The 12,253-nt window shown below is 62.6% G+C and carries 16 protein-coding genes; 6 read left to right on the forward strand and 10 right to left on the reverse strand.

From position 1 onward, the window contains the following. On the reverse strand, window positions 1-359 hold a 359-nt coding region (locus JOZ76_RS29820; RefSeq protein WP_291704834.1), incomplete at its 3' end, for a hypothetical protein. Between the two features lie 120 nt (window positions 360-479). Here JOZ76_RS29820 and JOZ76_RS29825 point away from each other — a divergent pair. The 4 genes from JOZ76_RS29825 (at window position 480) to JOZ76_RS38425 (ending at window position 3,999) form a co-directional block, all read left to right on the forward strand. After that, complete coding sequence (locus JOZ76_RS29825; protein WP_291704836.1) at window positions 480-2,333, forward strand: DEAD/DEAH box helicase; 1,854 nt, start codon at window positions 480-482, stop codon at window positions 2,331-2,333. A gap of 9 nt (window positions 2,334-2,342) precedes the next feature. After that, a complete protein-coding gene (locus tag JOZ76_RS29830; RefSeq protein ID WP_291704838.1) occupies window positions 2,343-3,491 on the forward strand; it encodes a hypothetical protein in 1,149 nt (382 codons plus the stop codon). 79 nt (window positions 3,492-3,570) lie between these two features. Beyond that, entirely contained in the window at window positions 3,571-3,774 is a 204-nt protein-coding gene (locus tag JOZ76_RS29835) for a hypothetical protein (RefSeq protein ID WP_291704840.1), read from the forward strand. 42 nt (window positions 3,775-3,816) lie between these two features. Continuing rightward, complete coding sequence (locus JOZ76_RS38425; RefSeq protein ID WP_366938644.1) at window positions 3,817-3,999, forward strand: methyl-accepting chemotaxis protein; 183 nt, start codon at window positions 3,817-3,819, stop codon at window positions 3,997-3,999. A 402-nt stretch (window positions 4,000-4,401) separates the two neighbouring features. Here the strand turns inward: JOZ76_RS38425 and JOZ76_RS29840 are convergent, their stop codons facing one another. From JOZ76_RS29840 to JOZ76_RS29870, 7 genes are read right to left on the reverse strand one after another with little or no spacing between them, the layout of a single operon-like run. Next, window positions 4,402-5,136, reverse strand: a complete 735-nt coding sequence (locus JOZ76_RS29840; RefSeq protein WP_291704842.1) for an amino acid ABC transporter ATP-binding protein — start codon at window positions 5,134-5,136, stop codon at window positions 4,402-4,404. Further along, a complete protein-coding gene (locus JOZ76_RS29845; protein WP_441300127.1) occupies window positions 5,133-5,783 on the reverse strand; it encodes an amino acid ABC transporter permease in 651 nt (216 codons plus the stop codon). The genes JOZ76_RS29840 and JOZ76_RS29845 overlap by 4 nt, the downstream gene beginning before the upstream one ends. A 5-nt stretch (window positions 5,784-5,788) precedes the next feature. Further along, on the reverse strand, window positions 5,789-6,496 hold the full coding sequence (locus JOZ76_RS29850; RefSeq protein ID WP_291704845.1) for an amino acid ABC transporter permease: 708 nt from the start codon (window positions 6,494-6,496) through the stop codon (window positions 5,789-5,791). Window positions 6,497-6,553: 57 nt separating this feature from the next. Beyond that, entirely contained in the window at window positions 6,554-7,423 is an 870-nt protein-coding gene (locus tag JOZ76_RS29855) for an amino acid ABC transporter substrate-binding protein (protein ID WP_291704847.1), read from the reverse strand. Window positions 7,424-7,446: 23 nt separating this feature from the next. Continuing rightward, window positions 7,447-8,139 (reverse strand): HAD hydrolase-like protein, encoded by a 693-nt coding sequence (locus JOZ76_RS29860; protein ID WP_291704849.1) that lies wholly within the window; start codon window positions 8,137-8,139, stop codon window positions 7,447-7,449. 60 nt (window positions 8,140-8,199) lie between these two features. Then, window positions 8,200-8,586 (reverse strand): RidA family protein, encoded by a 387-nt coding sequence (locus tag JOZ76_RS29865; protein WP_291704851.1) that lies wholly within the window; start codon window positions 8,584-8,586, stop codon window positions 8,200-8,202. 3 nt (window positions 8,587-8,589) lie between these two features. Continuing rightward, on the reverse strand, window positions 8,590-9,759 hold the full coding sequence (locus JOZ76_RS29870; protein ID WP_291704853.1) for a DSD1 family PLP-dependent enzyme: 1,170 nt from the start codon (window positions 9,757-9,759) through the stop codon (window positions 8,590-8,592). A gap of 233 nt (window positions 9,760-9,992) precedes the next feature. On the opposite strand from JOZ76_RS29870, the gene JOZ76_RS29875 reads away from it, so the two are divergent. Then, complete coding sequence (locus JOZ76_RS29875; RefSeq protein ID WP_291704855.1) at window positions 9,993-10,628, forward strand: GntR family transcriptional regulator; 636 nt, start codon at window positions 9,993-9,995, stop codon at window positions 10,626-10,628. A gap of 163 nt (window positions 10,629-10,791) precedes the next feature. Here JOZ76_RS29875 and JOZ76_RS29880 read toward each other — a convergent pair whose 3' ends face one another. Both JOZ76_RS29880 and JOZ76_RS29885 read right to left on the reverse strand, forming a co-directional pair. Then, a complete protein-coding gene (locus JOZ76_RS29880) occupies window positions 10,792-11,034 on the reverse strand; it encodes a helix-turn-helix domain-containing protein (RefSeq protein WP_291704860.1) in 243 nt (80 codons plus the stop codon). Then, window positions 11,031-11,597 carry a DUF2975 domain-containing protein gene (locus JOZ76_RS29885; protein ID WP_291704857.1) on the reverse strand — a complete coding sequence of 189 codons (567 nt, stop codon included), beginning with the start codon at window positions 11,595-11,597 and terminating at the stop codon, window positions 11,031-11,033. The genes JOZ76_RS29880 and JOZ76_RS29885 overlap by 4 nt, the downstream gene beginning before the upstream one ends. 75 nt (window positions 11,598-11,672) lie before the next feature. On the opposite strand from JOZ76_RS29885, the gene JOZ76_RS29890 reads away from it, so the two are divergent. Beyond that, window positions 11,673-12,253, forward strand: a 581-nt coding sequence (locus JOZ76_RS29890) for a hypothetical protein (protein ID WP_291704858.1), incomplete at its 3' end; no start/stop codon positions are given.

Genomic DNA, 12,253 nt, shown 5'->3' on the forward strand with positions numbered 1-12,253 from the left:
CGTCGGCCCAGATGATGTTCCCTTTTGGCGCTCAGCCGGAAGAGGTGTCGCGCGAGAATCAGCCGGATACAACCGGCGAGCCGCACCGCCTTCTGCGGGCAGCGTTGGCCGATCCGGACCTCGATTCGGGCTTTTTGGCACTGGCCGAAGAGGCGGTGCGCGCGCAGCCGGGCGACGGGCATATCCTGTTGCTCGCCGCCACCGCCGCGCTGCTCGACGAGGATGCCGCCCGCGCGCAGGTCTTTCTGAAGCGCTTTCGCAAGCGATTCGTCGAGATCGACGCCTGCCATCTGCTGAATGCCCTGGCGCTGGCGCACGAGAAAAGGCTGGCGCCGGCGCAATCGCTGTTGGAGGCGCATGGTCTCGCGGATTGGTTCAACGCTCTGCGCGTTTTTCCGGGAGGTATTGCGCGTCGCGCATGGCTTTCACGTCAGTACGCCCGGATCTTCGAGCGCGACACGCGGGTCCCGAGCAAGCGAGTGGCCCCTGGTCCGGTGCGAAAGGCCAAATCCCCAGCCAAGTCCCCGGCCAAGATCTCGACCAAGACACCGACCAGGCCGAAACCCGCTGCGGAAGCGCCCATTGCCCCGATCCGACCGCCTCCGCTGCCACGGATTGAGATCGATATTCCGTTCAGCGCCGAGTTCGACTTCCAGCCGCTGCTGGACGCCATCGAGCAACCGCCGAACAGCGATGGCGCCTGGCACCGCTTGCGCGAGCGCTTTGCCCATCTCGCCCTCGCGCAGGGCTTCGACGAGTTGCTCTGCCTGCCGCATCTGCGCGGCATCGAAACCTTCTGGTACCAAGTCGAGACCGTCCGCAAGGTGCTCAAGCAGCATCGCGGTCGCGTTCTGCTTGGCGACGAGGTCGGACTGGGCAAGACTATCGAGGCCGGCATGATCCTCAAGGAGTATCTCCTGCGCGGCATCGTCAACAGCGTCCTGGTGTTGACCCCGGCCTCGCTCGTCGGTCAGTGGCAGGAGGAGCTCGAAACCAAATTCGACATTGCCTGCGCGACCACCCATGACGCGCTGCTGCGCAGCGATCCTGAACGGTTCTGGAGCCAGGACCGCCTTGTCGCTTCGCTTGCCTTGGCGCGTCGCAGCGAGCATGCGGCGCACATTCTTGGCCGCAGCTTCGATCTCGTCATCGTGGACGAAGCCCACCATCTGCGCGACCGCACGAGCCAGGGCTACAAGCTGGTCGATGCGCTCAACAAGCGCTTCGTACTGCTGTTGTCGGCGACACCGGTGCAGAACGATCTCACCGAGCTCTATAACCTGCTGACGCTGCTGAAGCCCGGCATCTTCAAGACCCTGAAGGAGTTTCGCGCGGCTTACATGACCGCTGGCAAGCCGCGCCAGCCAGCTAACGCCGAGCGCCTGCGCGAGTTGATGCGCGGCGCCATGGTGCGCAACACGCGGGCGGTGGTCGCATTGAAATTGCCGCGCCGTCACGCCGTAACGATTTGCGCTGACGGCAGCGACGGCGAGCCGGCGGCCTATCGCGAGCTCGAGGCCGCGGTACGGCGGCTGGCGGCCGAGGGCGTGAATCGGCTTGCGCTTCGGCATCTGCTCGCCGCGGCCGGTTCGTCTCCGGCGGCGGCGGCCGCCGCCGTTCGCCGCCTGTCCGGCCGCCACGTCGACACCGCCTGGCAAGCGCTCGCGAAGAAATGGGCCGCCATCGGTGTCGGCGGCAAGGAGGCGGCGCTGATCGACCTGTTGCGGCGGAATCCGGGCGAGAAGAAGCTAATCTTCGTTCATTACCGAGAGACGCTCGAGCATCTGGCTGCGCTCCTGGCACGCGAGGGCTTTGCCTTCGCGCGTTTCGAGGGCGCGCTCAGCGGCCCCGCCAAGGACGCCGCCGTTGCGGAATTCCGCGAGCGGGTGCCGGTGCTGCTGTGCACGGAATCGGGCGGCGAAGGCCGCAATCTCCAGTTCTGCAACACGGTGATCAATTTCGACGTGCCGTGGAACCCGATGGCGATCGAGCAGCGCATCGGACGCATCGACCGCATCGGCCAGCAACGCGAAGTGTTCGTGTTCAACCTGGTGACCCGCGGCACGCTGGAGCAGCAGATCCTGGCACTGCTGGACGAGAAGATCTCGATGTTCGAACTCGTCGTCGGCGAGGTCGGAGCGATCCTGGGCGGCCTCGACGAGGATCGCGATTTCGCCGACCTCATGCTCGATGCTTGGCTGCACACGACCGAAACGGGACGCGCGGAGGCATTGGAAGAGCTCGGCCGCCGTCTGCAGGGGGCGCGCGAGCACCACGAGGATGCCAAAGCCCTCGACACCGCGCTGTTCGGCGATGACTTCGAGACTGCGTGAGCCGAACCGATGAGCGAGCTGCGGGATTTTGTCGCTGATCTCCTGGAACGTCGTGGCGCCGCCGTCGAGGCTCTCGGGCCGGACCGCCTCGAGGTGCTCACGCCTGCTCCCCTGCGGCAACAGCTCGGCTGGCCCGAACTGACGCATCTCGGCTTTGGAGCACAACAGGCCGCAGGCACGGTTGCGATCGCGCTCGAGGGGGACTGGCTCGACCGTTTCGGCGCGCTGCTCGCCGACGAGGGACGATGGAGCGAACGGGAGCTTCGGCTCCCCGCGCCGGCTCCGCCCCCGAGCGACCCCGAAAGGCTGCTCGATCGCGTCCTCGACCTGCCGAACGCGACCTGGCGGTTGCAGGGCATGTCGGCAACCTGGACCCGCTGCTTGATGCTGATGTTCCGCCTCACCGCGCTGTCGGATGAGAAACGAGAGCAATTGATCTGGCTTGGCTTCAACCTCGGGACCGGCGCGGTGATCAACGAGATCCTGGCGCAACTCCGTCCGGCGCTGGCGCAAGTGGATGACTGGCACATGCCGGATACTGCGACAAGGCGCGCCGCCGGACCGGGATGGAGCTCGGCAGCGCTCACGGCGCGGCTGCGTCCGGTGCTCGAGCGTGAAGCCAGGGACGTGATGGAGCCGTTCCTGCGAACGATGCGCCGCCGGCTGGAGCGCGACCGCGACCGGGTCCATGCCTATCACAATGACTTGCGCGAGGCGTCTCTGAACCGCCTGCTGGCGCTCGACCGCGCGAGCGGAGACCGCGCCGCGGCCGACCGGCGGCGCGAGACACTGCGGGTGGAGGCGATCGAGCGCGAATACCGTGCCAAGCTCGACGACCTGCGTCGCAACTATGCACTGCGCGTCACGGTCGAATGGGTCCAGGCCCTCGAGATCTACGTGCCGGTGCAGCGCCTCGAGGTGCTGATCCGTCGCCGCAAAGGCGAGCGCATCATCCCCCTCGACTGGCATCCCTTGGCCAGGATGATCGAACGGCCGCTCTGCGAGGCGGGAGCAGGCCTCGATCGCGTGCGGCTCGTGTGCGACGACAGGCTGCACCTGACCGACCCCGCGGGCCACGCGCCCTGCACGTCGTGCGGCAAGCTGTTCTGCCGCGCCTGCTTCCCGAATTCCTGCCCCCGTTGCCATCAAACGCGTTGATGATGCAGTCCGAGAGCCGACATCTTTCGCAACCCAACCGCTGCAACCTCTTCGGCGCACTTACGCAAGAGGGTTCATCGTGCTGGCTCTGGCGGGACCCGCACAGGCCCCGTCAATCAGCTTTAACGCCGGCGCGGTCGGTCTCGATCCGCACAACTGGAAATTCGTGCGTGTGCTGTTGTCGGAGGACGAGCCCGGTGCGAGCGCGCGCGGCACAGCCCACCAGATCGCCCATCTGTCGTGTCCGCTGCTCGACACGCTGCCGCCGGGAGGACGAGGGTGATGGGGATGCGCTGCAGGCCTGCGCAGCCGGTCCTGGACGGAATTGGCACGGCCGGGCCTAGAGAAGCCGGAAAGGGGCTTCTCGGTCGTCGCCTCGGAAGTGAAGTCCCTGGCCAAGCAAACGGCGAATGCGGCGGAGGAGATATCCGATCAAGTAGGCGCGGTTCAGCGCGCCACGAACGAGGCAATAGTGGCCATGAAGGCAATCGGCAGCACCATCGCCTAGATAAACGAAGTTGCTGCCGCAATCGCGGCCGCAGTGGAGCAGCAAGGGGCCGCGACAGGAGAAATCACTCGTAGCACGCAAATCGCAGCCGATGGTACGCAAACGCTTGCAGACAATTTGGGTGCGGTGAATGCGGATACCGAAGAGACTGGATCTGCTGCGACGAATGTGCGCGCGGTCGCCGCTGCTCTAGAGGAGCGAACCGGGCAAATTAAAGTCCAAGTTACTGATTTTCTTGCCTGTATTCGGGCGACCTGAGCAAGGCTCAGGATTTGAAACTCAGAACCTTGGCTAATAGATAACGTACGCCGTAGATCGGGTTCGCAGTTTCCGCTTGCTCGCTTTATCGCCGCCATTATCGTCTGCTGCCAACCCAAGCTCGTTGAGCAACAGTCGCGATCATCAGTGAGACAATATTTTATCCAGGAATAGCTGCGCTCGATCGGAGCGGGACTGCGGATGATCGAAAAATTCGGCGGTTGGGCAATCCTCCACCACTTCGCCCATATCCATGAACACCACGCGGCTGGCGACGCGGCGAGCAAATCCCATCTCGTGAGTCACCACCATCATGGTCATACCGTCGGCAGCGAGCGCCGTCATGACGTCGAGGACCTCATTGATCATTTCCGGATCGAGCGCGGACGTCGGCTCGTCGAACAGCATGACTTCGGGATCGAGCGCCAGCGCACGCGCGATCGCGATGCGCTGCTGCTGGCCTCCCGACAGGCTCGTCGGATACACCGCTTCCTTGTCCTTCAGGCCGACCCGATCGAGCAGCCTCCGAGCCCGCTCTCTTGCTTCCTCGGCTTCGCGCTTGAGCACAATACGCTGCGCGAGGCAAATATTATCGATTACGCTGAGGTGCGGATAGAGCTCGAAATTCTGGAACACCATGCCAACCCGCCGCCGCAAATGCGTTGCCGATCGCGCCGAACTTCCGACATCGAAGCCGTCGACGAGAATTTTGCCGTCCTGGTAGGGCTCGAGCGCGTTGACGCACTTGATCAGCGTCGACTTGCCGGATCCGGAAGGTCCGCAGACCACGACAACCTCTCCGCGCGAGACCGTCATCGTGATGTCGCGAAGCACGTGATGTGCGCCATAGTACTTGTTGACGCCTTTGAATTCGATCATCGGGCGAATGTCCTCTTCAGCTCTTCCACGCCGGCAGTCGCCGCAAGGCAGATCAGGTAATAGACGAGACAGGCAAACGTGTAGACCTCGACCAGGCGCCCATCCCGGTTGGCAATGATGGACGTCGCGGTCAGGAAGTCGTGCAGCGAAACGACAAAGACCAGCGAAGTGTCCTGAAACAGGATGATCGCCTGGGTGAGGAAGATCGGGATCATGGCGGTAAACGCTTGCGGAAAGATCACGTAGCGCAGTGCCTGCCCCCGGCTCATGCCGCTGGCGAGCGCAGCGTTCAGTTGCCCGGCGCGGACGCTCCTCAGGCCGGCTCGCAGGATTTCGCTGTAGTAGGCAGCTTCGAAAAGCGTGAAGGCGACGATCGCGGAGGTCCAGGCACCGACCGGTCTCCCGAGGATCAAGGGCACCATGAAATAGAACCAGAAGATCACGAGGATGAGCGGAATCGCGCGGAACACGAAGACGTAAGCATCGATCACGTAATTACCGATGACGCCGGTGAACAACCGAACCAGCGCCAGGGCGGTACCGACGGCAAGGCCGCCGATAACGCCGATCAGTGTCAGGGTGAGACTGAGCAGCAGACCGTCAAGGAGGAAGCTGGCGTTTCGCACGATGAGCGAATAATCCGGCATCGGCATTACACCGCTACGGGTAAGGCCAAGGTCCGCTGCAAGCCAACCATGACCAGATTGAGGACGAACGCGACCAGGACGTAGAAGGCCGTCGCGGCACCAAAGGCTTCAAAGCCGTGAAAGGTGAAATTTTCGATTTGCCGGCTCTGCGCCGTCAGTTCGAGCACGCCGATGGTCAAGGCCAGCGACGAGTTCTTGACGATGGACAAAAACTCCGAGGTGAGCGGCGGCAGAATGATCCGCAGAGCCTGAGGCATGACGACGTAACGCAAGGCCTGCGCGGGGTTCATACCGGTTGCGTCGGCGGCCATCCTCTGCCCGCGCGGCACGGCTTGCAGTCCGGCTCGGAAGAGCTCGGCCAGACGGCCCGACGTATAGAACGCCAGCGCCAGTACAGCGGTCCAGAACTCGGGGTTTGGTAGATCCCGCTTGAACCAGAGGCCGAGCTTGGCAGGCAGCAATTCCGGCACTACGAAGAACCACACGAACATCTGCAAGAGGAGTGGAATGTTGCGAAACACGGAGACATAAAAGCCGGAAAGGAGCACGACCCAGCGAGCCGATGACGTACGGGCGACGCCGACCGTGGCTCCGAGTAGCAGCGCGATGAACCAGCCCGTGATGGACAGCGCGACGGTCCAGCCCAGCCCTGCCAGCAGCCAGCCGGCGTAAGGCTCACTGAACAGAAGATCCCAATTCCACTGATAGTTCATGACGCGGCGTCTTGTTGGTCGATGATCGAAAAGAGAATCACGTCTGCTGACTTATTGTTATTCGGCGATGGCTTCGATCTTGAACAAGGTGCCGACCTCGCCCTCGATCGGCACGCCATAGGGCGCTATCCATTGGTCATAGAGCTTTTGAAGATCACCGCTGGCGAGCAGCCGGGCAATGGTCCCGTTGATGATCGTCAAGAGGCCGGAATTGTTCTTTCCGACCATGAAGGCGACCTGCTCGAACGACAGCGGCTCACCTACGACAGCGAAGTCATCCTTGTTCTGCGCTGTGCGGAGCGCGCCACCGAGCAAAACCGCATCATTGACGAATGCATCAGCCCGCTGCGAGGCGACTGCAAGGAGCCCTTCCGCATTGTCGCGGACTTGAAGCACCCGGACGTTGATCTTGCTCCGATCCAGCGCGGCACGCACATAGCGCTCGGCCGTGGTGCCCGCGGCTAGTGCGACGATCTTGCCATTGAGGTCCGGCAGATCCTGGATGCCTGATGTCTTTTTCACCAATGGCCGGCCCTCGGCTAGCGCGACCGCGTAGCTGAAGTCGACCTGCTCCTGACGGGCCAATGAATTGACGGTGGTTCCGCACTCGATATCAACCGTTCCGTTGGCGATCAGCGGAATCCGCGTTTGCGGCGTCACCGGCACGTACCTGATCGCGATGTCGGGGATGTTGAGCTTGCCGCCGATCTCCTGAGCGATCCTCTTGCAGACGTCGATAGAGTAGCCGCTCGCCTGCCTGTTCTCGTTGAGATAGGCGAATGGCTGCGCACTTTCACGGAAACCGATAGTGACCGCTCTGTTCTGTTGAATGCGCCTTAAGGCAGTATCGGCTTCCTGCGCCTTTGCCAGCGCCGGCAGGAGAGCCGCCACGATAGCGGTCAGCAGACCAATCTTTTTAACGAACATCTCATGCTCCTCGTTGCGTGTTCCTAGGTGTGGACGATGCGGCTTAGCGACTGGATATCCGAGAAAATGAAATCCGGGCGCGGGACCGACGCGTCGAGGGCGATCTGGCGCCGGTTGATCCAGGCGATGGTCAGTCCGAGCGGTTTGCCGCCGACGAGATCCGTGAATTGCGATTGACCGGAGTGAAGGATATCGTCCTTCGCGACGCCCGCATTCTCGATCAGGTAGCGAAACAGCGTGCCGTCAGGCTTGTAGCCCCGAGCCCGTTGCGCGGTGCATACCAAGTCGAAATTTCGCTTCAGCGGGGTCAGCGCCAGCAGGTCATCATCGATATTGGACACCACCGCCAGTCTGTGGTGGCGCGACAGCTGGTCCAGCGTGTGGATGACATCGTCGTAAAGAAAGAAACGGGGGAAGGCATCGAAGTAGCGATCGATCAGGCGGCTGTCGCCCGCGACCTCAAAGTGCGCAAACGTCTCGGCAAGCGAGAGTTCGCAAATCTCACGATACGAGCGATAGGGGTCCCAATAATGCGCGATGTTCTGATGCTCCCAATGTTCCCAGAACGCCTTGACGTCAACATGCGACGCACCGGCATCGGACAGGATGCGTTCGAATGCGCCGTAGGAGCTGTCACGAACGCTAATCAGCGTACCGAAGACATCGAATGACATCAGTTTCGGCCGCAGGCGTGTCGGGTGTATTTCGCTATTCATTGATCGATTCCGGATGATGCATTGGTTCCGAACGCGCGCGCTGCCGACACGGCCCTGTCTTCACCGCACGGCGATGGCTTCGAGTTCGATCAGGTAGCCGTGATGGAGTTCAGGAACCGGGACTACCGCGCGCGCCGGGCGGTGCGCTCCAAAGACGTCGGCATAGATCGCGTTGAACGCCGGCCAGTATTCGACGCCGACGATGTAGGCGGTCACTTTTGCGATGCGATCGCGGCTAAGACCGGCTCCATCGACGATCGCGATGATATTGGCGAGTGCCTGGCGGGCCTGAATCTCGAAAGGCTGGTCCGCGAGCGACGCCCCGTCGGCGCGGGCTGCGAGCTGGCCCGAAACGTACACGACGCCCGCAGCCTCCGTTGCCTGCACGTAGTGCCCGAAGGGCTGTGGAGCCGCTTGAGTTGTTATGGCCTTGATTGAGTTCGGCATCGATCACCATCCATAGATGCGCGACCAGATGGCGGACACGGTCCGGCCGTGGTCGACGACGTGGTAGCGGTCATGTTGGGCGCCGGTCGCACAGGCATGATTTGGAAAGATCCGAACCATCGCGCCAACTGGAAGCTGCGGCGCAGCGCATTGAGAGCCGGGACGCGCAGCCAAAATGCCATGTTCCTGATTGGCATCGATCATGATCAGATCGGGGATCGGATCGCCCGCGAGATTGCAAACCACGCCGTAACCTTGGTCGACCGGCAAGCGCGCTGTGCCACGATCACGCGACATCGCCATCCAGCCCGCATCGACGATGATCCAGCCTTTGTCATGCTGATGGCCGATCACTGTAGCGAGCACCGAGAGGGCGATATCGCCTATACCGCATACGCCGATCCCCGCCATGACCAGGTCGAAGAACATGAACACTCCGGCGCGGACCTCAGTAATGCCGGTAAGGTCGCGGGCGAAATGCGCAGTCGGCGTGGATCCGACGCTCACCTCTGGACAGGGTAGTCCCGCCGTTCTGAGCGCAGTGGCGGCCGCTACGATGCCAGACCGTTCTTGCTCGGCCATCGCCTCGAACGACGCCGGGTTATGCAGGCCGTAGGAACTGCCGGCATGGGTCATCACCCCGCGAACTGCCGCGCCGCCCGTGTGAAGGGCGCGACCAACCGCAATGAGCATATCGTCGGGCGGCTTGATTCCGGAACGGTGCTCGTCGGTATCTACCTCGATCAGGACGGGGAGCGGATCGCGCCGCTCGGCACTCTTGGCTGCCACCAGTTGTGCGGTCTCCAGATTGTCGAGAACGATCACCAGACTGGCGCCACGCCGCCGCAGATCGAAGACATGATCAAGCTTGTTCGGGGCGATGCCGACCGCATAGAGCAGATCGCTCACGCCGTGACCGAAGAAGTATTCGGCCTCTTTCAGCGTGGAGACCGTGATCGGGCCTTGCGCACCGTCCATTACCAACCGCGCGACGTCGATGCTTTTAGCGGTCTTGAGATGCGGACGCAGCCTGACCCCGAACGGCCGGAGGTGTCGCCTTAATCGAGCGACGTTCGTAATCAGCCGGGATTTTTCGAGCACCAGACACGGCGTCTCCAAGACGTCGAGCGCTTGACCAATCTCCTGGCGTGAGTAGGTGACGGCGCGCGACATGGTCGATTAATCCGCGCGGCAGGTGATGGAGGTCGCCAAAGCCATTCGAACATCGGCGGCACCCCAGACGGCAAAGGCCGAGCAAGATTGCATATTATATATAATTGTGGAGGACATCGCTTCGCCAGTTGATTACCGTGCAGCTTAGCCGGGTATATATTATATGTCAAATTCGATTCGAGGAGATGTGTGTGCGGAGCGCGGCGAGACCCAAACTGATCGGCAGTACGGAAATGATCGCCGACGCCCTTCGCGACGCGATCTGCAGCGGAGAGATTCCCCCTGGCGCACCGCTGAAGCAAGATGAGATCGCGGCAGAGTTCGGCGTCAGCCATACCCCTGTGCGCGAGGCGCTCAAGGCTCTGGTCTCGGAGGGACTCGCCGTCCTGCATCACAACCGCGGCTGCTTCGTCTCCGATCTGTCGAGTGCGGTCGCGCGCGAACTGATGGACTTCCGTGCCGTCCTCGAACCTAAGTTGGCCGGCTGGGCAATCGATCGTCTGACCGAGGCCAATATCGAACACGGCCGCCAGCTCATGATGAAGATCGATAAGACCAGCAATCCGTTGCAACGGCTGCGGCTCGCCGCCGAATTTCACACCGTCATCTATACGCGCGCCAACCGGCCATTCTTTCTCGAGCAGGTCAACCGCGCCCGCAACAATCTCAATCGCTATTGGCTACTCGCATGGAGTGATCAGACGTTCCCCGTCAGCACGCAGAACGAACATCAAAAAATACTGGACCTTTGTGTTGCCAGGGATCGAGCCGGCCTGACGGCGTTTATCGAGCAACACATAATGACTTCGGGCGAAGTCGTCCTGCGGTATCTGCAAAGAATGGAAGCTGATAAGGCAGCCCAGCCGTAGGCGGCACTTTGCAATTTGGCGCACCACGGCCGACGAAGATGGGCACTACTCGTTCGCCCTGGCGCTATGATGCGGCGACCCACAGTGCGCTTCGATTGGATAATCCGCGACGGCGCGGGATTTTGCACTACGCCTCGTCGGCGTTTGGCGGGCGTGATCCGCTTCACGCCGCCGCCGATTTGGTCGGGCGCTCGCTCTCGCCGTCGCGCCTATACTCCAGCAGATCGCCCGGCTGGCAGTCGAGCACCTCGCAGATCTTGGCCAGCGTGTCGAAACGCACGCCGCGCACCTTACCGGATTTCAGCAGCGAGACGTTCTGTTCGGTGATGCCGATCCGCTCGGCGAGCTCCTTGGAGCGCATCTTGCGGCGGGCGAGCATGACGTCGAGGTTGACGATGATCATCAGACGAAGCCCCGGTTCTCGGCAGCGAGCCGCCGCGCCTCGTGCATGACCTTGGCGAAGGCGATCAGCAGCAGGGCGGCGATGACCGAGACGTAGTCGGCCGACGTGATCGTCAGGTGAAACTGGGTCGGCCGCGGGATGACGCCGATGCGCGATACGATCTCGGTTGCCGCCCGTTGGACGATGCCGCCGAGCGATCCCACCAGTGCGAGATAGCCGAGGCGGGTCAGCCGGCGTGGCACCTCGATGCTGAAGAAATCGCCCGTGCTCAGCGTGCGGAACAAGGCCCGCGCCTCCCACATCGCCCAGGCGAACAGCGCGAGCGCGGTGATCGCGATCGCGCCGGTCACCAGCCAGGCGCGGTCGTCGATCGCGACCGGCAGGCCGTACAGGACCTGCGACTCGTGCCACCGGACCCGGTCCGGATCGCTCCAGACATAGGCGACGAAGGTGGTGCCGATCACCACGCCAAGCAGGGTCAGTGCTTCGGCCAGCAGTGCCAGCCGGCGCAGGCCGGCGCCGGGACGGCTGTCGCCCGCCGGCGCAACACTCAGGATAGCGGTCAAAGTCATTCTCCTCTTGTCATGTTCGATAAAATTATTGTATAACGATAATTACTTTATGTCAAAGATGGCACCACCATGATCGGACGACGCCTGTTCGCGCTATCGGCTGCGCTCGCCCTTGCAGCGTGTAGCCACGTGCCGCTCGGCTCGATCCTGCCGCTCACCCGCATCAAGTTCGGCACCACCGACATTGCCCGCGCGCGGGCGGCTGTAAAGCTGCCGGACAGCCTGCGGCCGCGCGTCGGCGGCGTGCGCATGAGCGTGATCATGGGCCTGTCCGGCGAGCCGCCGCAGTCGCAGAAATTCGATCTCGTCGAAGCCCATGATCCCGAGGATCAGGTCACGCTGGCGGCATTCGCCTCGGCAGGGTCCGCCGTCTACGCCTATCGCCTCGCCCCGGACGACGTCGCCCGCCTGGAGCGGATGCGCGCCGACATGATTGAGCGGGCCGCCGTGCTCAAACAGGAAGGAAAGAACCCCGGCAGCAATCTTGCCATCAACATCGGCGCCGAGGAGTTCTGCCACGCCCGCGACCTCGGCAGCGAGCCGCTGCTGACCACCACCTACATCAAGACCAGCGAGACCGGCCAATACATCACCGCGCTGCGCGACGTCGACCTTCGCCTCGAGCCGGCCGTCAAGGACAAGATCGGTAC

The organism is Bradyrhizobium sp. (assembly GCF_019244115.1).
Lineage (GTDB): Bacteria > Pseudomonadota > Alphaproteobacteria > Rhizobiales > Xanthobacteraceae > Bradyrhizobium.